The 23774-nt window shown below is 50.3% G+C and carries 14 protein-coding genes and 1 tRNA gene; 9 read left to right on the plus strand and 6 right to left on the minus strand.

The window, feature by feature from the left end; genetic code table 11:
* The first annotated feature begins 125 nt into the window (after positions 1-125).
* Both aceF and lpdA read left to right on the plus strand, forming a co-directional pair.
* A complete protein-coding gene (gene aceF / locus H4O27_RS05975; RefSeq protein WP_165007642.1) occupies positions 126-1778 on the plus strand; it encodes a dihydrolipoyllysine-residue acetyltransferase in 1653 nt (550 codons plus the stop codon).
* A 105-nt stretch (positions 1779-1883) separates the two neighbouring features.
* Complete coding sequence (lpdA, locus tag H4O27_RS05980; protein ID WP_165007645.1) at positions 1884-3662, plus strand: dihydrolipoyl dehydrogenase; 1779 nt, start codon at positions 1884-1886, stop codon at positions 3660-3662.
* Between the two features lie 100 nt (positions 3663-3762).
* Here lpdA and cysG read toward each other — a convergent pair whose 3' ends face one another.
* Together cysG and mfd are read right to left on the minus strand one after the other, a co-directional pair.
* Positions 3763-5145 (minus strand): siroheme synthase CysG, encoded by a 1383-nt coding sequence (gene cysG, locus H4O27_RS05985; RefSeq protein ID WP_165007648.1) that lies wholly within the window; start codon positions 5143-5145, stop codon positions 3763-3765.
* 210 nt (positions 5146-5355) lie between these two features.
* Positions 5356-8766 (minus strand): transcription-repair coupling factor, encoded by a 3411-nt coding sequence (gene mfd / locus H4O27_RS05990; protein WP_165007651.1) that lies wholly within the window; start codon positions 8764-8766, stop codon positions 5356-5358.
* 197 nt (positions 8767-8963) lie between these two features.
* On the opposite strand from mfd, the gene H4O27_RS05995 reads away from it, so the two are divergent.
* The gene (locus H4O27_RS05995) at positions 8964-10916 is read left to right on the plus strand and encodes a Dam family site-specific DNA-(adenine-N6)-methyltransferase (RefSeq protein ID WP_206224740.1); all 1953 of its coding nucleotides are present in this window, start codon (positions 8964-8966) and stop codon (positions 10914-10916) included.
* Positions 10917-10975: 59 nt separating this feature from the next.
* On the opposite strand, the gene dsbD is transcribed toward H4O27_RS05995, so the two are convergent.
* Positions 10976-12787: a protein-disulfide reductase DsbD gene (gene dsbD / locus H4O27_RS06000; RefSeq protein WP_165007656.1), complete on the minus strand. Its 1812-nt coding sequence runs from the start codon at positions 12785-12787 to the stop codon at positions 10976-10978.
* Between the two features lie 231 nt (positions 12788-13018).
* The gene (gene folE2 / locus H4O27_RS06005) at positions 13019-13792 is read right to left on the minus strand and encodes a GTP cyclohydrolase FolE2 (RefSeq protein WP_165007659.1); all 774 of its coding nucleotides are present in this window, start codon (positions 13790-13792) and stop codon (positions 13019-13021) included.
* A gap of 203 nt (positions 13793-13995) precedes the next feature.
* Between folE2 and H4O27_RS06010 the strand changes: the two genes are divergently transcribed.
* The 5 genes from H4O27_RS06010 to aspA all read left to right on the plus strand — a co-directional run bounded on the left by H4O27_RS06010 (position 13996) and on the right by aspA (position 21351).
* Positions 13996-15156, plus strand: a complete 1161-nt coding sequence (locus tag H4O27_RS06010; protein WP_165007661.1) for a trans-sulfuration enzyme family protein — start codon at positions 13996-13998, stop codon at positions 15154-15156.
* Positions 15157-15283: 127 nt separating this feature from the next.
* The gene (locus H4O27_RS06015; RefSeq protein ID WP_165007664.1) at positions 15284-16063 is read left to right on the plus strand and encodes a ferredoxin--NADP reductase; all 780 of its coding nucleotides are present in this window, start codon (positions 15284-15286) and stop codon (positions 16061-16063) included.
* A gap of 76 nt (positions 16064-16139) precedes the next feature.
* The gene (hpnC, locus tag H4O27_RS06020; protein ID WP_165007667.1) at positions 16140-16955 is read left to right on the plus strand and encodes a squalene synthase HpnC; all 816 of its coding nucleotides are present in this window, start codon (positions 16140-16142) and stop codon (positions 16953-16955) included.
* Between the two features lie 202 nt (positions 16956-17157).
* On the plus strand, positions 17158-19782 hold the full coding sequence (gene alaS / locus H4O27_RS06025) for an alanine--tRNA ligase (protein ID WP_165007670.1): 2625 nt from the start codon (positions 17158-17160) through the stop codon (positions 19780-19782).
* Positions 19783-19947: 165 nt separating this feature from the next.
* Entirely contained in the window at positions 19948-21351 is a 1404-nt protein-coding gene (gene aspA / locus H4O27_RS06030) for an aspartate ammonia-lyase (RefSeq protein WP_165007673.1), read from the plus strand.
* A gap of 53 nt (positions 21352-21404) precedes the next feature.
* On the opposite strand, the gene H4O27_RS06035 is transcribed toward aspA, so the two are convergent.
* Positions 21405-22619 (minus strand): pyridoxal phosphate-dependent aminotransferase, encoded by a 1215-nt coding sequence (locus H4O27_RS06035; protein WP_165007676.1) that lies wholly within the window; start codon positions 22617-22619, stop codon positions 21405-21407.
* A 201-nt stretch (positions 22620-22820) separates the two neighbouring features.
* Positions 22821-22905, minus strand: a tRNA-Leu gene (locus H4O27_RS06040).
* 222 nt (positions 22906-23127) lie between these two features.
* Here H4O27_RS06040 and H4O27_RS06045 point away from each other — a divergent pair.
* Positions 23128-23724 (plus strand): MlaC/ttg2D family ABC transporter substrate-binding protein, encoded by a 597-nt coding sequence (locus H4O27_RS06045; protein WP_165007679.1) that lies wholly within the window; start codon positions 23128-23130, stop codon positions 23722-23724.
* Positions 23725-23774 lie beyond the last annotated feature (50 nt).

The raw sequence follows: 23774 nt of genomic DNA on the forward strand, positions 1-23774 counted from the left end.
TTAAACATACAAGGCTGATGTTTCAGACGGCCTGAAAAATAAAAGGCCGTCTGAAAACAAACGTATCTGTTTCAAAAAACCTTACTGCGACGATAAACGTTGCAGCACAACTAAGGAATAAAACGATGAGTCAAATCGTAGAAATCAAAGTACCTGATATCGGTGGTCACGAAAATGTGGACATTATTGCCGTAGAAGTCAAAGCAGGCGACACCATCGCCGTTGACGATACCCTGATTACACTGGAAACCGACAAAGCCACCATGGATGTGCCTGCCGATGCTGCGGGCGTGGTGAAAGAAGTGAAAGTCAAAGTTGGCGACAAAATTTCCGAAGGCGGCGTGATTTTGCTGGTGGAAACCGGTGCTGAAGCTGCCGAAGAAAAACCGGCTGCTGCCGAAGTGCCTGAAGCCGGAGAAGCCAAAGCAGAAGCTCCGGCCGCTGCAGCCGGCACGGTAACTGTAGCTGTACCGGATATCGGCGGACACGAAAATGTTGATGTGATTGCCGTCGAAATCAAAGCTGGTGATACCGTTACCGAAGACGACACGCTGATTACCTTGGAAACCGACAAAGCGACTATGGATGTGCCATCTACCGCTACCGGTGTGGTGAAATCTGTGTTGATTAAAGTTGGCGACAAAGTATCTGAAGGTTCGGCAATTATTGAAGTTGAAATTGCCGGTGGCGCAGCTGCCGCACCTGCTGCACCTGTTGCCGAAGCGTCTAAAGCTGCTGAAGCTGCCCCGGCTCCTGCTCAACAAGAAGCATCTAAAGCAGCTGAGCCTGCACCTGCCGCTCCTTCTGCGCCTGTTGCCGCATTCGGTAGCACACCGGTTGATGAAGCCGCATTTGCCAAAGCACATGCAGGCCCATCAGCGCGTAAATTAGCGCGTGAATTAGGTGTCGACTTGGGTCAAGTAAAAGGTACCGGCTTGAAAGGCCGTATCGTTGGTGACGACATCAAGGCATTTGTGAAAGCCGCCATGCAGGGCGGCGCGGGCAAAGGAGCTCCTGCTGCGGCCGGTGCCTCTTTGGGCGGTGGCTTGGACTTGTTGCCATGGCCAAAAGTGGACTTCAGCAAATTCGGCTCGGTTGAAGTGAAAGAATTGTCGCGTATTAAGAAAATCTCAGGTCAAAACCTGTCGCGCAACTGGGTGGTAATTCCACACGTGACCGTGAACGAAGATGCGGACATGACCGAATTGGAAGAATTCCGCAAACAGCTGAATAAAGAATGGGAACGCGAAGGTTTGAAATTGTCACCTTTAGCCTTCATTATTAAAGCTTCCGTTGCGGCCTTGAAACAATTCCCCGAATTCAACGCTTCTTTAGACGGCGACAACTTGGTATTGAAAAACTATTTCAATATCGGTTTTGCCGCCGACACGCCGAATGGTTTGGTGGTTCCGGTGATTAAAGATGTGGATCAAAAAGGCCTGAAACAAATCAGCCAAGAATTGACCGAATTGAGCAAAAAAGCCCGCGAAGGCAAGTTGAAACCGCAAGAGATGCAGGGCGCATGCTTTACCATTTCCAGCTTGGGCGGTATCGGCGGTACCGGCTTTACTCCGATTGTGAACGCGCCTGAAGTGGCTATCTTGGGTGTGTGTAAATCGCAAATGAAACCGGTTTGGAACGGTAAAGAATTTGAAGCGCGTTTGATGTGCCCATTGAGCCTGTCTTTCGACCACCGTGTAATCGACGGAGCCGCCGGTATGCGTTTCACTGTATTCCTGGCTAATCTGTTGAAAGATTTCCGTCGCATCAGTCTGTAATCGGTGAAGGGCTCGGTGAGCTTAAAGGCTTGCCGTAACATGCTAAGTTTGAATGATGTTGAGGCCGTCTGAAACCTTTCGGACGGCTAACCAGAAAGGCTAAAAATGAGCTTAATCGAATTGAAAGTGCCCGACATCGGCGGTCACGAAAATGTAGATATTATTGCCGTGGAAATCAAAGCGGGCGACACCGTCGCGCTGGAAGACACGCTGATTACCTTGGAAACCGATAAGGCTACTATGGATGTACCGGCAGAAGCCGCGGGTGTGGTGAAAGAAGTCAAAGTCAAAGTCGGCGATAAAATTTCCGAAGGCGGCTTAATTGCAGTCATCGAAGCCGAAGGTGCAGCTGCTGAAGCGCCAAAAGCAGAAGCCCCGGCACAAGAAGCACCTAAGCAAACTGCACCGGCGCCTCAAGCTGCGCAATTTGCCGGTACTGCTGATGCCGAATACGACGTAGTGGTATTGGGCGGCGGTCCCGGCGGCTATTCAGCTGCATTTGCCGCTGCCGACGAAGGATTGAAAGTAGCTATCGTTGAGCGTTACAGCACCTTGGGCGGCGTCTGCTTGAACGTGGGTTGTATCCCGTCAAAAGCCTTGCTGCACAATGCCGCGGTGATTGACGAAGTGCGTCATTTGGCGGCCAACGGTATTAAATATCCTGAGCCCGAATTGGATATCGACATGCTGCGCGGCTACAAAGAAGGCGTGGTCAACCGCCTGACTACCGGCCTGAAAGGCATGGCAAAGGGCCGCAAAGTAGACATTATCCAAGGCGAAGGCCAATTTGTCGGTCCTAACCACATGGAAGTGGCATTGACCGCCAGTGAAGAATACGAACAAGCCACGCAAACCGGCGAAAAGAAAACCGTTGCGTTCAAAAACTGCATCATCGCTGCAGGCAGCCGCGTTACCCAATTGCCGTTCATCCCCGAAGATCCGCGTATTTTCGACTCAACCGGCGCATTGGCATTGAAAGAAGTGCCGGACAAAATGTTGATTATCGGCGGCGGTATCATCGGCTTGGAAATGGGTACGGTATACAGCACCTTGGGTACACGCTTAGACGTGGTTGAAATGATGGATGGCCTGATGCAAGGTGCCGACCGCGACTTGGTAAAAGTATGGCAAAAAGCCAACGAATACCGCTTCGACAACATCATGATTAACACCAAAACCGTAGCTGTTGAAGCCAAAGAAGACGGCGTGTATGTGACTTTTGAAGGTGCGAACGCACCGAAAGAGCCGCAACGCTATGATGCCGTGTTGGTGGCCGCAGGCCGTGCACCTAACGGTAAACTGATTGGTGCGGAAAAAGCCGGTGTAGCGGTGACTGACCGCGGCTTTATCGAAGTCGACAAACAAATGCGCACCAATGTACCGCATATCTACGCCATTGGTGACATTGTCGGCCAGCCTATGCTGGCGCACAAAGCCGTACACGAAGGCCACGTTGCCGCGGAAAACTGTGCCGGCCACAAAGCATTCTTCGATGCGCGCGTGATTCCGGGTGTTGCCTACACCTCGCCCGAAGTAGCTTGGGTAGGTGTAACCGAGTTGTCTGCCAAAGCAGAAGGCCGCAAAATCACCAAAGCCAACTTCCCTTGGGCCGCTTCCGGTCGTGCCATTGCCAACGGCTGTGACAACGGCTTTACCAAACTGATTTTTGATGCCGAAACCGGCAAAATTATCGGCGGCGGTATTGTCGGTCCAAACGGCGGCGACATGATCGGCGAAATCTGCTTGGCCATCGAAATGGGCTGCGATGCTGAAGACATCGGCAAAACCATCCACCCGCATCCGACCTTGGGGGAATCCATCGGTATGGCTGCAGAAGTGGCGTTGGGTATTTGTACCGACTTGCCGGCGCAGAAGAAAAAATAAGAGGCATACGACAGCATTGATTGCTGCCTAATCCTATGAAAAAAAGGCCGTCTGAATATTCAGACGGCCTTTTTGATTTGTTAACCATATTCTTTAATGATTAAGCTGCATTGCTCTCTTGAAACCATTTCAACTCATCGCGCAGTGCGGCAACTTCGCCGATGACCATCAAAGCGGGGCGCGGTGCATTTTCTGCCATTTGCGGCAAATCTTTCAGACGGCCTGTTTGCACCGATTGGCTCGGCAGGGTGCCGTTGGAAATCACGGCAACAGGCGTGTCTTCGCTGCGGCCGTATTCAATCAGCTTTTCAGTAATCACCGAAGCACGTAAAGTACCCATATAAATCGCTAAGGTTTGATGGCTCAAAGCCAAAGTGCGCCAATCGGGCTGGTCACCGTCGTGTTTGCTGTGGCCGGTGACAAACAGCGCGCTTTGCGCGCAATCGCGATGCGTCAGCGGAATGCCGGCATAAGCAGTTGCGCCTAAAGCAGCGGTTACGCCCGGCACAATACGGTAAGGCACACCGGCTACACGCAATATCTGCGCTTCTTCGCCGCCGCGCCCGAAGACAAACGGGTCACCGCCTTTCAAACGTACCACGCGCAGACCTTGTAATGCGTATTTCACCAACAACCGATTGGTTTCTTCCTGCTGCACGTGATGGCAGCCCGCACGTTTGCCGACGCTGACTTTTTCCGCATCCTTGCGTACCATGCTCAGAATTTCATCCGAGACCAACGCATCATACAATACAATATCCGCCGCCTGAATCGCCTGCAAAGCATGAATGGTCAACAAACCGGCATCGCCCGGGCCTGCCCCCACTAATACTACTTCGCCTTTGGCAGGTTGACAGCCGTCAAGCTGGGCGGATAATTCAGCTTCGGCCGCTTCAAGATTGCCTTGTGCGGTTAAAGCATTAAAGCGGCTGTCGAACAGATGCTCCCAAAAGCGGCGGCGGTTTTCCATGCCATCGATTTTTTCTTTCACGCGAGTGCGCCATTTTCCTGCAATGGCCGCCATTTTCCCGGTGTGAAGCGGCAGCAGCGTTTCGATGATTTGCCGCCATTTTCGTGCTAATACAGGCGAAGTGCCGCCGCTGGAAATGGCGATTTGAATCGGGCTGCGGTCAATAATGGCCGGTACGATATACGAGCATAAACCGGCGGTATCGACTGTATTGCAGAATTTACCGCGCGCTTCAGCCGCTTTGAAAATCCGTTGGTTGAGATTGTGGTCATCAGTGGCGGTAACGGCCAAAAATACATCATCCAAATAAAAATCGTGAAACACACCGCCCAACCAAGTAATCCTGCCTTCGCTTTGCCATGCCTGAAAAGTCGGATTCAGCTTTTGCGCTACCACGCGTACGACGGCTCCGGCTTTCAGCAGGCTTTCCGCCTTGCGCCCGGCCACTTTGCCCGCACCGGCTAGCAAAACGGCGCGGCCGCGCAAATCAGCAAAAATCGGATAATGGCTCATGGTGTGTTCTTTCTTATTTTATCGATGTCGGCATGTTAAAGGCCGTCTGAAAAAATAGGAAAGAATCGATTTTACTTATCTTATGGTGTTTGGTTATAAGTTGCGCCGATAAAATGACAAGGCTTGTGGGTAGGTAACATTCATAAATACTTTCGTTTGAAAATTGAATAATAGATATTCCTAAAAGTCATTGTGATAAAATTTTTAATCTTATTCCGCTATCAATACTTTCTCTTTCAACGTCTTCAACACTTCCTTCACCGCATTAATCCGCACATCGATATTTTCCATTTCCGTGTGATACCGCAGCTTGTCCGCGCCGGCCAAGCGGTATTTTTTGTCGGTTTGAATCAATATGATGATTTCGGTCGGGTCAATGCGGTTGTTTTTGCCGAACGTGATGGTAACCGCTTCGTTGGTAGCGTCAATGGCGGCAATGCCCATTTCTTTGGCTTGCAAACGCAAATGGTGGCTTTCAATCAAGGTTTTCGCGGCAGTTCCGGTCAGGCCGAAGCGATCGACCAATTCTTCATGAACAGCGTTGATTTGCTTGTGGGTTTCAGCGGTGGCCAAACGTTTGTAGAGCACCAAACGTTCATGGATGTCGGGGCAATAGTCATCAGGCAGCAGTGCAGGGCTGTGCAGCTTGATTTCGGTGGTGACGCCCAGCGGTGCATCCAAATCGGGTTGGCGGCCTTTTTTCAAATCGCGCACGGCTTGCTTGAGCATTTCGGTGTATAGCGTGAAACCGACCTGCATCATCTCGCCGCTTTGGCCTTCACCCAAGATTTCACCTGCACCGCGGATTTCCAAGTCCTGCATCGCGAGGGTGAAGCCCGCGCCCAATTCATCGGCGGCGGCAATCGCATCCAAGCGTTTTTCGGCATCTTTGGTGACGTATTCGGGCGTGAGCAGGTAGGCGTAGGCTTGGTGGTGGCTGCGTCCGACGCGCCCGCGCAGTTGGTGCAGTTGCGCCAAGCCGAATTTGTCGGCGCGGTTGATGATGATGGTGTTGGCATTGGGGATGTCGATGCCGGTTTCGATGATGGTCGAGCAGAGCAATACGTTAAACCGCTGCTGCAAAAAGTCGCGCATGACTTGTTCCAATTCACGTTCGCGCAATTGGCCGTGCGCTACGCCGATGCGGGCTTCGGCCAGCAGGGCTTCCAAGCGTTCGCGCATATTTTCGATGGTATCGACTTCGTTGTGCAGGAAAAACACTTGTCCGCCGCGTTTGAGTTCGCGCAGCACCGCTTCGCGCACGCTGCCTTCGCTAAATGTTTTGACGAAGGTCTTCACCGCCAAGCGGCGGCTCGGTGCGGTGGTAATCAGTGAAAAGTCGCGCAAGCCTTCCAGCGCCATGCTTAAGGTGCGCGGAATCGGCGTGGCGGTCATGGTAAGGATATCGACATTGGCGCGCAGGCGCTTGAGCTGCTCTTTCTGGCGCACGCCGAAGCGGTGTTCTTCGTCGATAATCACCAAACCCAGGTTTTTGAACTTGATGCCGTCCTGCACCAATTTGTGCGTGCCAATGACGATATCGACCGTGCCGTCGGCCATGCCTTCCAATGCGGTTTTGGTAGTTTTGCTGTTGTTGAAGCGCGATAAGGAGGCGACTTTTACCGGAAAATCGGCGAAGCGGTCGGTAAAATTCTGTGCGTGTTGTTCGACCAGAAGCGTGGTCGGTGCCAACACGGCCACTTGCTTCCCGCCCATTACCGCCACAAATGCAGCACGCAAGGCGACTTCGGTTTTGCCGAAGCCGACATCGCCGCAAACCAATCTGTCCATCGGTTTGCCTTGGGTCAAATCTTTAATCACAGCGGCAATGGCGGCGGCTTGGTCTTCGGTTTCTTCATAACCGAAGCCGTCGGCAAAGGCTTGGTAATCCGATTCGTTGATGTCGAATTTGTGGCCTTTCTGCGCAGCGCGTTGGGCGTAGAGGTTGAGCAGTTCGACAGCAGTATCGCGTGCTTTTTCGGCGGCTTTGCGTTTGGCTTTGTTCCATGCTGCGGTGCCGAGTTTGTGTAATTGCACATTATCGTGCGCATGGCCGGAATAGCGGCTGATGAGGTGCAATTGCGACACCGGAACATACAATTGGGCTTCGCCCGCGTATTCAAGCAGCATCATTTCGGCGGTTTCGCCGCCCAAATCCATCGTCACCAAACCCATATAGCGGCCGATGCCGTGTTCTTCGTGCACCACCGGATCACCAAGGTTGATTTCGGCCAAATCGCGCAACAGGCCGTCTGAAACTTCGGCATGTTTTTTGCGGCGGTTGGTTTTGCGGGATTTGGCGACGTATTGGTACAAATCCGATTCGGTAATCACGGCGATGTTTTGCTCGGGCAACTGGAAACCGTAAGCCAGTGGCGCCACAGTAATCATCAGCGGTTCGTGTGCCGACAAAAAGCCCTGCCAATCGCTGACAGCTTTGGCTTTAATGCCGTTTTGCCGCATAAAGCCGGTCATGGTTTCGCGGCGGCCGAGACTTTCGGCACACAACAAAATCCGCCCTTCAAAGGCCGTCTGAAAATCAAGCAGGGCTTGCAAAGGCTGTTCGGCTTGGCGGTTGACCGCGACACCGGGCAGGTTTTGGTCGTGGCTGAACATGTCCGGCCATACTTGCGCATAAGCTTTCAGACGGCCTGCAAATTGGTCGGAGGTAAGATACAAATGCTGTGGAAGCAAAGGCGGGTAGGTTTCATCGCCTTGCGCCATTCGGTAGCGTGATTTGACATCGCTTTGGAAACGCGCGGCTTCGGCATGCACGTCGCCCAAGCAGACAAACAGGGCATTGCTGCCGACATAATCAAACAGCGTATCCAACTCATTTTCAAAAAACAGCGGCAGATAATATTCCACACCCGCGCCGAAATGGCCGTTGCTCACCGCTTTATACACCGCTGCCGCATGATAGTCGGCATCGATTTCATCACGAAAACGGCTGCGGAAGATTTTTTGCGCTTCGTCGTCGGTGGGGAATTCGTGTGCCGGCAACAGGCGGATTTCGCAGACCGGCGCAACGGTGCGTTGGGTATCGGGATCGAAGGTTTTGATGCTGTCTATTTCGTCATCAAACAAATCCAAGCGGTAGGGCATGTCGCTGCCCATCGGGAACAAATCGACAATCCCGCCGCGCACGGCAAATTCGCCTGTGGCTACCACGTTGGATACATGGCTGTAACCGGCTTCGATCAAATTGCCTTTAAGCGCGTCCAAATCCAAAGATTGGCCGGTTTTCAGCCAAAATGTGCGCCCGGCCAAGAATGATACCGGCGGCAATTTCTGCATAGCCGTCGCCACCGGCACAAACAACGCATCTGCCGCGCCGCTTTTAATTTGCCATAAAGCGGCCAAGCGTTCCGACACCAAATCGTGATGCGGCGAAAAACGCTCGTAGGGCAGCGTTTCCCAATCGGGCAGGAAAACCGCCGTATCGTGCGGCCGGAAAAACTGCCAGGCCGTCTGAAGGCGCAGGGCTTGCTCGGCATCTTGAGTCAATACCACTTTAAGCTGCTTGTGCGGCAAATGGCGTGCCAAAGCCAATGGCAACGAACCTTGCGAAAGATTGAACCAACGGTTTTTTTCTTGGGGTTTGGGAATCGGATAGGTCATGATGGAGATAGAAAACAGGTTGAGGCCGTCTGAAAGGCTTCAGACGGCCTGAATGTTAGGAATGCTTATTTTATCAGAGAAACAAAATAATGTTGGCGACAGAAAGGCCAAGCAAAAGAAAAATCGTCACGGCCATAGCGTGATTTTTTCAGTTTGGCATTATAATGCGATGCCGAAGATGCCTTATTTGGAAATATATGTTTCAGATTCACAACCGCCGCTATCTAGGCAGCAAATTCAAGCTGCTGCCTTTTATTGATTACGTGATTCGCATGCATTGCCGCGATTGCCATACCTTTACCGATTTATTCGGCGGCACGGGTGTGGTGGCGCACCATTTCAACGACCGTTTCCGTATTCAAATCAACGATACTTTATTCGGCAATTTTTTGGCTTATCAAACTTTCTTTGCTGATGAAGCGGTCAATTGGCCGCATATCAAAGAATTGGTTGAGGGATACAATCGGTTGGGCGATATGCCGTCTGAAAACTATTATTCACGCCATTTTGCCGATACCTTTTTGAGCCGCCAAAATATGCTGAAGGTTGGGGTAATTCGTGACGACATCGATGTCTTGTTCGTCCAAGGCAAAATCAATGCGCGTGAACAGGCTGTATTGATTACATCATTATTGTATGCCATCGACCGCATCGCCAATACCGTCGGTCATTACGATGCTTTCCGCCGCAGCGGCGATTTGGCCAAGCCGCTGGTATTGCGTTTGCCGCAAACGCAGGAAGACCACAATCGGGGCAATCAAATTTTTCAGCAGGATGCCAATGAGCTGGCGAAAACCCTTCGCAGCGACATTGTCTATATCGACCCCCCATATAATTCGCGCCAATACGGCGATGCTTATCATTTTTTGGAAAATGTTGCTGTCAATGCTAAACCCAAAGTGCACGGCGTGGCGCGCAAAATGGACAGAAGCCATCTGAAAAGCGATTACTGCACGCAAAAAGCAGCGGCGCAGTTTGGCCGACTGATTGAAAACATTGATGCCAAATACATTTTAGTGTCGTATAACAATACCGGCTCAAAAATCAATTCGCGCTCAAATGCCAAAATTTCTGATGTGCAAATCATGGAAATTTTACAGAAAAAAGGCAAAGTGTCGGTATTCGAGCAGGATTTCCATGCCTTTACCACCGGTAAAACACAGCTTGCCGAGCATAAAGAGCGTTTGTTTTTGTGTGAAGTCGGCATTCGTGACGAATCGGTTGCATTGATGCCATCCAATGAATCCAATCAAGAAATCGTTAAATCGCCGTTGAACTATACCGGTGGTAAGGGCAAATTGTTGCCGCAAATCAAGGCCAAGCTGCCTGAGCCTTTCGGCGTGTTTTACGATGTATTTTCAGGCGGTGCCAATGTGGGTATCAATGTATTGGCTGATGAAATCATTTGCATCGATAAAAACGAGCAACTGGTTGATTTGATGAATTTTATTCAGAGCCAAAGCTATACCGATTTGGTGGCGCAATTGGAACAAAAAATCGCGCATTACGGCTTAAGCGATACCTTCCGCCACGATTACGATTTTTATGAATGCAACAGCAACAATGGCTTGGGCAGATTCAATAAACAACCGTTTGCCCAATTGCGGCAGGATTATAACCAATATAAAGACAATTTATTGTTTTTGTTGCTGATTTTTTACGGCTTTAACAACCAAATCCGTTTCAACCAAAAAGGCGGATTCAATCTGCCGGTGGGCAAGCGTGATTTCAATGTCAGCCTGCGCAACAAGCTGCGGCTGTTTATGCAAAGGCTGCACACGCGCCATATCCGTTTTGCCTGCCAAGATTTCCGTGATTTAGACATTCAGTATTTACAGCAGCAAAACGCGTTTCTTTATCTTGACCCCCCGTATTTGTTGGGTACGGCAGCCTATAATGAAAACGGCGGCTGGACGGTGCAAGACGAACGGGATTTACTGCAATTTCTCAAAAACTGCGATGCGCATCATATCCGCTTTGCCTTATCCAATGTGATGAAACACAAAGGCAAAACGCATCAGCAATTATTGGATTGGTGCATCGTGCATTCGTTTAACATCAACTATCTGAATTTCCATTACCAAAACGCCAATTATCAGGCGAAATACAAAAGCGGAGAAACGCAGGAAGTGTTGATTACCAATTATTGACAAAACAGAAAAGGCCGTCTGAAAAGTATTTTTTCAGACGGCCTTGATTATAGGTCACATTATTTTTCGTTTTGCCGATACCATTCGATAAACGCATCCGGTTTCACAAAACCCAATAAAGCTTCGCTATGCGTACCGTCCGCACGAATCACAAACACACCCGGAGGCCCGAATAAGCCGTATTCTTTCAACAAGGCTTGATGACCGGCAGTGTTGGCGGTGACATCGATTTGGAAAAAGCGCTGCATATCCACCGCTTCGTGAACCTGAGGCTGGTTGAGCGTGTAGGCTGCCATTTCTTTGCAGGAAACGCACCAATCGGCATAGAAATCAAGCAAGACCGGTTTCGACGGATCGGTTTTTAAAGCGGCATCCATCGCGGCCTTGAGTTCGGCCGCATCGGTAAACATAATGCCGTGGCCGCCGCTTTGTCCGGCTTCGGACGGCGGGGTTAGGGTTAAGAAATGATGCAGGGCAGTGGTTTGGCGTTGGTAGCTTTGCCAGCCGAACCATGCGCCGCCAATCAGCAGCAAAAAGCCCGGCACCATTGCCACGCTTTTCAGACGGCCTGTCTGTTTACCGGCACATACCAACAACCACACCGCGGGTACCAAAAGCAATAAAGTATAAAGCAACGCCACCAGTGCGTAAGGCAGGTAAGGCGTAGCCAGATACACCGCCACCGCCAGTAGGATAAAGCCGAACGCGGATTTGATGCCGTTCATCCAATCGCCTGCGCGCGGCATGATGTGGCCGCCGAAAGTACCGATGATAATCAGCGGTACGCCCGTACCCAAAGCCAAGGCATACAATGCCAAACCGCCCAATACCGCATCACCGGTTTGGCCGATATAGCCCAAAGCAAAGGCCAAAGGCGGCGCTACACAAGGGCCGACAATCAACGCAGACAGCATACCCATCACAAACACCGAAGCCATGCGGCCGCCGGAAAGCTTGTTGCTTTGGTTTTGAAAATACGACTGCACCGAGCTTGGCAATTGGATATTGAAGAAACCAAACATCGATAAAGCCAACAACACCATAACCGCCGCAGCAGTTAATACTACCCAAGGCTGTTGCAGCCACACGGTCAACAGCGAACCGGTCAGACCGGCAAACACACCGACCAAAGTATAAGTGAGCGCCAAACCTTGTACATACACCATCGACAAGGCAAACGCCCGCCCCTTAGTGGCATTTTTATCGCCGACGACAATGCTCGACACAATCGGCAGCAGCGGATACATACAAGCGGTAAAGCTCAGGCCCAAACCGGCGAGAAAAAACGCCAAAAGATTGGCGTTCAAAGTATCTCGAGACAATTTGAAACGACCCCCGCCGCTTTGGGCAGGTGCAGATTTCAGACTGTCTGAAGATTTGGCATCGGGTCGGGTGAAGCGTTCTTTCGCCGACACCGGCGTATCATCGCCTTGCGGCTCATACAGGCCGTTGCCGTTGATGTCGAACACCGTATTTACCGGCGGATAGCACACGCCGGCTTCAGCGCAACCTTGATAGCCCAAGGTTAGTTTATATTGGCCGAAAGCTTGTTGATAAGGCCAATTCACTTGCGCCGCGTGGTGGTACACGGTTTGCTTGCCGAAAAATTCGTCTTCTTTTTCTTCACCCGGGCCAAATTGCGGCGTATCGCTCAACACGCCGGCAGGATCGGTATCGGCAATGATTTTGGATTGGTAAAGGTAATAACCTTCGGCAATCTGAAATTGCACATTGATACCTTGCTCGGTGACATTAATCTGCGGGCGGAACGCCTGCTCGGGCGGCAAAAGTTTCGACGCATCAACCGGCTCGGCAAAAGCTGTGTCAAACAAGGCGAGAAAGGCCAAGATAAAATAAAAGAGTTTTTTCATATCGGCAACCTGTCGGTGCGGGGTAGATCCGCGTTGGTTAAACAAAAATTTAATATCATATCAATGTTTCGGCATTAATCGGCATTAATAAGTGATTTGAGGCCGTCTGAAACACAGGAAACAGGTTTGCTTGCGTTAAATCAGTTTCAGACAGCCTATGCAGCATAGTTCCGTCATTAACAATGCCGTCCGGACGATTCGTTTTCAGACGGCCTTTGCTGAATATTGCGTTTAAGGATAAGCAATCACCGCATAAGCCGAATGGTTGTGAATCGATTCAAAGTTTTCACTTTCCACCACAAAGCTTTCCACGCGGGCATCGGCAATCAGAGAAGTGGCCACATCGCGCACCATGTCTTCCACAAATTTCGGATTTTCATACGCTTGCTCGGTCACGAATTTTTCATCAGGGCGTTTGAGCAGGCCGTAGAGTTGGCAGCTTGCTTGCGCTTCCACGCAGTCGATGACCTCTTCAATCCCCACATCGGCATTGGCTACCAGCGATACGGTAACATGCGAACGTTGATTGTGTGCGCCGTATTGCGAAATCTCTTTGGAACACGGACAAAGCGAAGTCACCGGCACCATCACTTTCAGGTTGTGGCTGTATGCACCGCTTTTGATTTCACCGGTCAAGGTAACATCATAATCAAGCAGCGACTGAATGCCGGACACCGGAGCAGTTTTCTTGCGGAAAAAAGGAAAGCCCACACTGATTTTGCCGGAATGCGAATCCAGCAATTCAACCATTTCGCGCGTGAGTTGCTGCAAACGCTCGAAGCCCAAGGCTTCGGTTTGCTTTTCCATCAACGCAACAAAGCGCGACATGTGCGTGCCTTTCTGGTCGGCAGGCAGATACACCGTCATGGTCAGACGGGCAACGGTGGCCTGTTCGCCTTCGGCGGTTCGTAAGGTAATCGGGAAACGTAAATCTTTAATTCCGACTTGGTTAATCGGCAGGTTGCGTAAATCGCGGGTTGATTGCACGTCTGCGATGGCGTTCATGCGTGTTTTTTCCTTAGAATTAAGCCTAGGCTTGATTAAGTGTGGGCGGGAAACGGTAATTCAAGGCCGTCTGAAAGGTCGGTTTGATGGCCGATTTTATAAATGCGAGATTATATCACTTAGCGGGCAGGACGGTATTGATTGTTTCTATTTTCCAGATAGTGATAGAATGAATGCCATTCATATCGAAATAGGTTTGTGCCATGAAATTTGCCACCAAAGCGATTCATTCCAGCTATGATTGCGACGAACACCAGCGCGCGCTGATGCCGCCGGTTTACCAAAACAGTATGTTTGCCACCCGTGAAATCGGCGAACAAACCCCTTACCGTTATTCGCGCTTGAGCAATCCCACGCGCAAAATTTTGGAAGATACGGTCGCCGATTTGGAACACGCCGCAGCCGGTTTTGCTTTTTCCAGCGGCATGGCTGGCATTGATGCCGTGTGGCGCACATTTTTGAAACCGGGCGACACAATCATTGCCGTGGCCGATATCTACGGCGGCGCCTATGATTTGTTGAATGATGTGTATGCGCCATGGGGCGTGAACGTGGTATTAGCCGATTTGAGCGATCCCGATAATCTCGATGCGCTGTTGGCCGAACACGCCAACGTCAAAATGCTTTGGCTCGAAACGCCTTCAAACCCATTATTACGCTTGGTGGATATTCCGGCTTTAGCCGCCAAAGCCAAGGCAGCCGGTGCGCTGGTCGGCATAGACAATACTTTTGCCACGCCGTATCTGCAACGCCCGCTGGATATGGGTTGCGACATTGTGTTCCACTCCGCCACCAAATATTTGTGCGGCCATTCCGATGTGTTGATGGGCGTGGCGGTGGTGAAAACCAAAGAATTGGCCAAGCCTTTGCACACCATGATGGTCAACAGCGGCGCAGTGGCCAGCCCGTTCGACTGCTGGCTGGTGTTACGCGGCATCAAAACCTTGGCCTTGCGTATGAAAGCCCACTGCGAAAACGCCTTGGAAATCGCCAAACGCATGGAAAATCATCCGGCGGTGGAAAAAGTTTTTTATCCGGGCTTACCGTCGCATGAACATTACGAATTGGCCAAAACGCAAATGCCCGAAGGCATCGGCGGCGTGGTCACGGTTTATCTGAAAAACGACACCAAGCAAGCAGCCAACAGCGTGATTCAAAACATGGATTTGATCAAAATGGCATCCAGCTTGGGCGGCGTAGAAAGCTTGGTCAATCATTGCTATTCACAATCACACAGCGGCGTGCCGCACAATGTGAAAATGGAAATGGGCATCAGGGTCGGTTTGCTGCGTTTTTCCATCGGCATTGAAGACGTGGACGACATTTGGCAGGATATTTCCAAAGCTTTGGATACGGCTTTGTGAATATTCATGCCGTCTGAAGGCCTTTCGGACGGCATGAACTGTTTCCATAAAAACTTTACTGTTATTTTTCAGACGGCCTTAGCGTATAATCAAGGCCGTCTGAAATATGTTGACCAAAGGAAACCTTATGGCCGCCGCACCTGAAGCCAAGTTCACCGAAGAAAAAGTGTTATGGGTGAAACACCACACACCCAAACTGATGACATTCGCCATCACGCGCCCCGAAGCCTACCGCTTTTCCGCCGGCCAGTTTTCGCGCTTGGGTTTCCGCGACGGCGAAGGCTTTATCTGGCGTGCCTATTCGGTGGTATCGGCCGAATATGCCGATACTTTGGAATATTTTGCCGTGTTGATTGAAGACGGACCGATGTCGGCCAGATTGGCAAAAATGCAGGCAAACGATGAAATCCTGCTGGATAAAACCGCTACCGGTTTCCTGTTGCCCGAACGTTTTCCAGACGGCAAAGATTTGGTGATGCTCTCTACCGGCTCGGGCATTGCGCCGTTTCTATCCATCATCGAGCAACCGGAAATTTGGCAACGCTTCGAGCGGTTGGTGCTGGTGCATTCCGTGTCATATGCCGATGAATTGATTTTCAGCCGACGCTTGGCCGATTTGAAAGATCATCCGCTGATTGGAGAGTATTTCCACAAATTGGTTTTCGTGCCCGTAACCACGCGCGAAACCACCGAAAACACCTTGTCCAACCAACGCATTCCGGCTTTGCTGCTGGAAGGCGGTTTGGAAAAACACATCGGTTTTACGTTTAACAAAGCCGATACGCGCTTCATGGTGTGCGGCAATCCGGCAATGGTAAAAGACACCTTCCAAGCCTTGATGGACTTGGGCTATGCCATGCACCGTAACCGCGAACCCGGCCAAATTATGATGGAAAACGGGTTTTGATTGGGCTTGGCCCCGTTTCAGACGGCCTGTCAGCTAAAAAAGGCCGTCTGAAAAAATACCACGCAAAGAACGCATTATGTCTGTCAACCACTACGAAAATTTCCCCGTCGGCTCCATTATTTTGCCGCGCCGTCTGCGCAAGCCCATTCACGCCGTGTATGCTTTTGCCCGCACTGCTGACGACATTGCCGATGAAGGCAATTCAAGCGATGAAAGCCGTTTGCACGATTTGACCGAATTGGAACACGAGTTAGACCGCATCCAAAAGGGTGAAACGCCGCAAACCGCGCTGATGCAGCGGCTCAATAATGAAGCGATTACACCTTTTAAAATGCCGCTTGGGCCGTTTTACGATTTGCTTTGCGCGTTTAAGCAAGACGTGGTGAAAAAACGCTATCAAACCTTTGGCGAATTGATTGATTACTGCCGCCGCTCGGCCAATCCCGTCGGGCGCATACTATTGCATCTCTACGGCGAACATGATCCGGTAAGCATTGCCCGTAGCGACGGCATCTGCACCGCTTTGCAACTGATCAACTTTTGGCAGGATGTCGCCGTCGATTGGCAAAAAGGGCGTATCTATATTCCGCAAGATGATTTGGAGCGCTTCAAAGTCACGGAGCAGCAAATTGCCGAAGGTAAAGCCGATTTCGCCTTCCAACGCTTGATGGCACACGAATGCGGACGCGCATTCAGCATGCTCAAAGGCGGCTCGCCCTTGGGCAAAACACTCAAAGGCCGCATCGGTTTTGAGCTACGCATGATTATTATCGGCGGGCAGTTGATTTTGCAAAAGCTCGACGGTATTGAATACGATGTGTTTAACGAGCGTCCGGTGTTGGACAAAAAAGACTGGATGATTATCGTCAAACGGGCGTTGCAGAAAAAGTAAACACTCCCAAAGGCCGTCTGAAATTCCAGGCGGCCTTTTTGTAAAAATTTGCCACATTTCACCGCCAATAATTCAGACCGACAGATAGCTTGAAACAAGGATTTGCGGTAAGATAGGCGGTATCTGAAAATTATATTCAGACGGCCTTTGAAAAGCTTCAACAGGCCGTCTGAAACCGTTTAAACCTGCTACAGAAAATACCATGAAAACTTCTGAATTACGTCAAAAATTCCTGAAATATTTCGAACAACACCAACACCAAATCGTCCGCTCCTCTTCGCTGGTGCCGCATGACGACCCGACCCTGCTGTTTACCAATGCCGGCATGAACCAATTTAAAGACGTGTTCTTAGGCTTTGACAAACGCCCGTACAACCGTGCCACCACCGCCCAAAAATGCGTACGTGCCGGCGGTAAACACAACGACTTGGAAAACGTCGGCTACACCGCCCGCCACCATACCTTTTTTGAAATGATGGGCAATTTCTCGTTCGGCGATTATTTCAAACGTGATGCAATCCACTTCGCATGGGGTTTTCTGACCGGCAAAGAATGGCTCAACCTGCCGAAAGAAAAACTGCTGGCAACGGTTTACGCTGAAGACGATGAAGCCTACAACATCTGGCTCAACGAAATCGGTATGCCCGCCGACCGCATTGTCCGTATCGGCGACAACAAAGGCGGCCATTATGCGTCCGACAACTTCTGGCAAATGGGCGACACCGGCCCTTGCGGCCCGTGTTCCGAAATTTTCTACGACCACGGCGAAGAAATTTGGGGCGGCATTCCCGGCAGTCCGGAAGAAGACGGCGACCGCTGGATCGAAATCTGGAACTGCGTATTTATGCAGTATAACCGGGATGAGCAGGGCAACATGAATCCGTTGCCGAAACCGTCCGTCGATACCGGCATGGGCTTGGAGCGCATGGCGGCAGTGATGCAGGGCGTACACAGCAACTACGAAATCGACCTGTTCCAAGGCCTGCTCAAAGCCGTGGCACGGGAAACCGGCGCTGCATTCAGCATGGACGAGCCGAGCCTGAAAGTGATTGCCGACCATATCCGTTCCTGCTCTTTCCTGATTGCCGACGGCGTATTGCCGGGCAACGAAGGCCGGGGTTATGTATTGCGCCGCATTATCCGCCGTGCCGTGCGCCACGGTTACAAACTTGGTCAAAACCAGCCGTTTTTCCACAAACTGGTGCCGGATTTGGTTAAAGAAATGGGCGATGCCTATCCTGAATTGAAAGAAAAACAGGCGCAAATCGAAGAAGCCCTGAAAAACGAAGAAAGCCGCTTTGCCCAAACTTTGGAAACCGGCATGGCTTTGCTGGAAAACGCTTTGGCAAAAGACAGCAAAAAACTTGACGGCGAAATCATCTTCAAGCTCTACGATACCTACGGTTTTCCATACGACTTAACCGCCGATATCTGCCGTGAACGCAACATTGAGCTGGACGAAGCAGGCTTCGAGCGGGAAATGGAAGCCCAGCGCAACCGTGCCCGTGCCGCCCAAAGTTTCAAAGCCAACACCCAGTTGGGCTACGAAGGCAAAGACACTGAATTTAAAGGCTATACCGAACGCCAAACCGAGGCTTGCGTATTGGCGCTCTATAAAGACGGCGAAGCGGTAAACGAGTTGGCAGAAGGCGAAAGCGGCGCAGTGGTGATTGATTTCACACCGTTTTACGCCGAATCGGGCGGCCAAATCGGTGATGTCGGCTATATTTTTGCCGGAGAAAACCGCTTTGAAGTGCGTGATACGCAGAAAATCAAAGCCGCAGTGTTCGGCCAGTTCGGCGTGCAGGTTGCAGGCCGTCTGAAAGTCGGTGATGCCGTTACCGCCAAAATCGACAACGATATCCGCAACGCCAATATGCGCAACCACAGCGCCACCCACTTGATGCACAAAGCTCTGCGTGATGTATTGGGCAGCCATGTCGAGCAAAAAGGCTCGCTGGTTACCGCTGAATCGACCCGTTTCGATATTTCCCACCCGCAGGCGGTAACTGCCGAAGAAATCGCCGAAGTGGAACGCCGTGTCAATGAAGCGATTTTGGCAAACGTGGCCGTGGAAGCCGCCATTATGAGCATGGAAGATGCCCAAAAAACCGGCGCAATGATGCTGTTCGGCGAAAAATACGGCGACGAAGTGCGTGTCTTGAAAATGGGTGATTTTTCAACCGAATTGTGCGGCGGTACCCACGTTTCCCGTACCGGCGACATCGGTCTGTTCAAAATCATTTCCGAAGGCGGCATTGCCGCAGGCGTGCGCCGTGTCGAAGCGATTACCGGCCTGAATGCTCTGAAATGGGCGCAAAACCAAGAGCGGCTGATTAAAGACGTGATCGGCGAAGTCAAAGCGCAAACCGAAAAAGACGTGTTGGCAAAAATCCAAGCCAATGCCGCTCAAAGCAAAACTTTGGAAAAAGATTTGGCAAAAGCCAAAGCCGAATTGGCGGTTTATGCCGGTGCCAAACTGCTGGAAAACGCCAAAGACTTGGGCGCAGCCAAACTGGTTGCCGCCCAAATCGAAGCCGATGCGGGTGCATTGCGTGAAATCGTCACCGATTTGACCGGAAAATCCGACCAAGCCGTGGTTTTACTGGCAGCGGTCAACGGCGAAAAAGTATCGTTGTGCGCCGGTGTATCCAAACCGCTGATGGCAAAAGTCAAAGCGGGCGATTTGGTGAAATTTGCTGCCGAACAAATCGGCGGCAAAGGCGGCGGCCGTCCGGACTTGGCGCAGGCAGGCGGCAGCGATGCGGCGAAATTACCGCAAGCCTTGGCAAGTATCGAAGCTTGGGTAAACGAAAAATTGGCTTAATGAGCACAAAAGCCGTCTGAAAAGGTTTTCAGACGGCTTTTTATCCCAAAACCACCGTATGATTATGCCTTAAATATATGGACAAATCAGGCTAACAAGATTATCTTATCTCCTGTGCAGCCGCGTACCGGTGATATCAATATTTTCTCAAAGAGGGTTTAGAGTATGGCTTATCGTGTTGAATATGATTTATTGGGCGAACGTGAGATTCCGAGCGATGTGTATTGGGGCATCCACACCTTGCGCGCTTTGGAAAACTTCCAGATTTCTTCGCAAAAAGTAGCGGACATGCCGCATTTTGTGCGCAGTTTGGTGCAGGTGAAAAAAGCGGCGGCACAGGCCAATGGCGAATTGGGCGCGTTGTCGGCGGAAGTGGCGAACGCGATTGATAAGGCTTGTGATGAAATTTTGGTAAACGGTCGCTGCATGGATCAGTTCCCGACCGATGTATTCCAAGGCGGTGCGGGTACTTCCGTCAACATGAATACCTGTGAAGTGATTGCCAACTTGGCTTTGGAGCAATTGGGGCAGGAAAAGGGCAATTATGAAGCCGTGAACCCGATTGACGATGTGAACGCCAGCCAATCAGCCAACGATGTTTATCCGACTGCTTTCCGCTTGGCGGTGTATTACAGCGTGGGTGATTTCTTGAAAAACCTGACTGTGTTGAAAGATTCGTTTGCGCAAAAAGCGGATGAATTTAAAGATGTATTGAAATTGGCGCGTACGCAGTTGCAAGATGCGGTGCCGATGACTTTGGGGCAGGAATTTAAATCGTTCCAAGTATTGTTGGACGAAGAAATCGTCAATTTGGAGCGCACACGCCAATTGTTGTTGGAAGTGAACTTGGGTGCTACCGCCATCGGCACGGGCGTGAATACGCCGGAAGGCTATGCTGATTTAGCGGTGAAAAAATTGGCAGCCATCAGCGGCTTGGATGTGAAGCTGACGGAAAACCTGATCGAAGCAACGTCCGACTGCGGCGCGTATGTGATGGTACACAGCGCGGTAAAACGCACGGCGGTGAAAGTATCGAAAATCTGTAACGACTTGCGTTTGCTGTCATCCGGTCCGCGCGCCGGCTTCGGTGAAATTAATTTGCCGGAAATGCAGGCAGGCTCTTCAATTACGCCGGCTAAAGTAAATCCGGTGATTCCGGAAATGGTCAGCCAAGTCTGCTTCAAAGTAATGGGCAACGATACCACGATTACCTTCGCTTCTGAAGCAGGTCAATTGCAATTGAACGTAATGGAGCCGGTGATTGCGCAATGTATGTTGGAATCGATTTCGTTATTGGACAATGCTTGCACAGGCTTGGCAGAAAAATGCGTGAAAGGCATTACGGCTAATCGCGAAGTATGCGAGAGCTATGTGTTCAATTCAATTGGTTTGATTACCTTCCTGAATCCTTACATCGGCCATGAAAACGGTGGTTACATCGGTAAAATCTGTGCGGCCACCGGCCAAAGCGTGCGTGATGTGATTTTGGATTTAGGCTTGATGGAAGCTGCGGATTTGGATCGCATTCTGTCGCGTGAAAACATGTTGAATGCGCAATTGAATAAATAATGGGTGAAAAGAGAAAAGGCCGTCTGAAAACAGACGGCTTTTTTTATATCCTGTTATTGACGATAATTTTTCAAGAAGCGTTCCAATTTCGCCATCGCTTCTTCGATTTGATGCACATAAGGCAGGGTCACGATGCGGAAGTGGTCGGGCTTGATCCAGTTGAATCCCGAGCCTTGCACAAACAAGACTTTTTCCTGCACCAACAAATCGTAAACGAATTTCATGTCATCATGGATGTTGTACATTTCAGTATCGATTTTCGGGAACATATACATCGCACCCATCGGCTTCACGCAGGTAATACCGGGAATTTGGTTCGCCAGTTCGTAAGCTTTGTTGCGCTGCTCCAGCAAGCGACCGCCAGGCAAAATAAATTCGTTGATGCTCTGATAGCCGCCTAAGGCCGTCTGAATCGCGTGTTGCATAGGCGTGGTAGCACACAAGCGCATAGAGGCAAGCATTTCCAAGCCTTCAATATAGCCTTGAGCGTGTTGTTTCGGCCCATTGAGCACCATCCAACCTTGACGGAAACCGGCTACGCGATAAGCTTTTGACAAACCGTTAAAGGTGACGGTCAGCAAGTCGGGGGCGAGGGCGGCAATGTGGTGATGCACGGCACCATCGTACAAAATTTTGTCGTAAATCTCATCAGCAAAAATAATCAGGCCGTGTTTGCGTGCCAATTCGGCGATTTCCAGCAGGATTTCTTTGCTGTACACCGCGCCGGTCGGGTTATTCGGGTTAATCACTACAATGGCTTTGGTTTTCGGCGAAATTTTGGCTTCCATATCGGCCAAATCCGGAAACCAGTCTTTTTCCTCGTCGCACAAATAATGGCGCACATTACCACCGGCCAGCGTGGCGGCTGCCGTCCATAAAGGATAATCCGGCGCCGGAATCAGGATTTCATCGCCGTCATTGAGCAATGCCTGCATAGACATGGTAATCAGCTCGGATACGCCGTTGCCGATAAACACATCATTCACGGTAATGTCACGCAAGCCCTTGGTTTGGTAGTAATGCACAATGGCCTTACGCGCAGAATAAAGGCCCTTGGAATCGCAATAGCCCTGTGAAGTCGGCAGATTACGGATAACGTCTACCAAAATTTCATCCGGCGCTTCAAAGCCGAAAGGTGCGGGGTTGCCGATGTTCAGCTTCAGAATTTTGTGGCCTTCTTCTTCCAGGCGCAGGGCTTCTTTGTGTACCGGCCCGCGGATATCGTAGCAGACATGATCCAGTTTTGATGATTTGGGGAAGCGATCCATGATGTGTGTTCCGTTGAATTGAAGATTGTTTACAATGTAGTAAATGTACCCTTTTTGTAATCAGAATAAAAGGGGATAACCGACAATATTTGTCATTTTAGCAAATTTATCGGCAAAAACAGGAGAAAATGGCTTATTTAGACCGTCTGAAACTGCGAGACAAAGGCAAAAAAGACCGCATTAAGCGGTCTTTTTAAAATTTGGTGCCCAGGGTCGGACTCGAACCGACACACCTTGCGGCGGGGGATTTTGAGTCCCCTGCGTCTACCAATTTCGCCACCTGGGCGGTGAGGAAGCCGTTATTATAGTGACTGCAAAAAATTTGTAAAGCATTTCGCCTGATTTAATCTATAACTAATTAATATATAATGATAATTTATTCATCGGCTGCTAATTTGTTTTCAGGCGGCCTGAATGGTTTTTTACATTTTATTAAAATTTCCTGATATCAAAGCGATTACAATAGCCAAACTTTCCCTACACCTTGATGAAAGATAAAGGAAAAAACATGACCCGTTATTTATCTGCCTTGATGTTGGCCGCGCCGATGGCGGTTGTGGCTCCTTATGCTGCCGCTACGACGCATCCTGCGCAAACGCAAATGCAGCAAAATATGGATACTGTGTTGAAGATTGCCAAAAGTTCGGCAAGCGAAGCGCAAAAAATGAAGCAAATCGAAAGCTATGCCAACCGCTATCTGGATTACGAGCGCATTTCCGCTTTGGCTGTGGGCGCGCCGTGGCGTAATTTTACTGCCAAACAAAAAAGTGAATTCATCAGCGCATTTAAAGACATGATTATCAACATGTATTCGCATTCGGCCTTAATGGGCGCGGCGGATGCCAAAGTGAAATTGCTGCCGAAAATGACTTCCAACGGCAACCGACATGATGTTTTCTCTGAAATCCAAACCAAAAACGGCACCAAATACGAAGTGGCTTACCAGCTTTACCAAGTCGGTTCGGTATACAAAATCTACAATATCCGCGTAGACGGCGCCAGTTTGGTAACGATTTACCGCAATCAATTTAATGAATTAATCCAACAAAAAGGCATTGACGGCGCGATTGCGACCGTGAAAGCCAAGGGCTTGAAAAAGCAGTAATTGATTGATTAAAAGGCCGTCTGAAAAAGCATTGCTTCAGACGGCCTTTA

Origin of the sequence: Neisseria yangbaofengii (assembly GCF_014898075.1) — a bacterium.
GTDB lineage: Bacteria > Pseudomonadota > Gammaproteobacteria > Burkholderiales > Neisseriaceae > Neisseria > Neisseria yangbaofengii.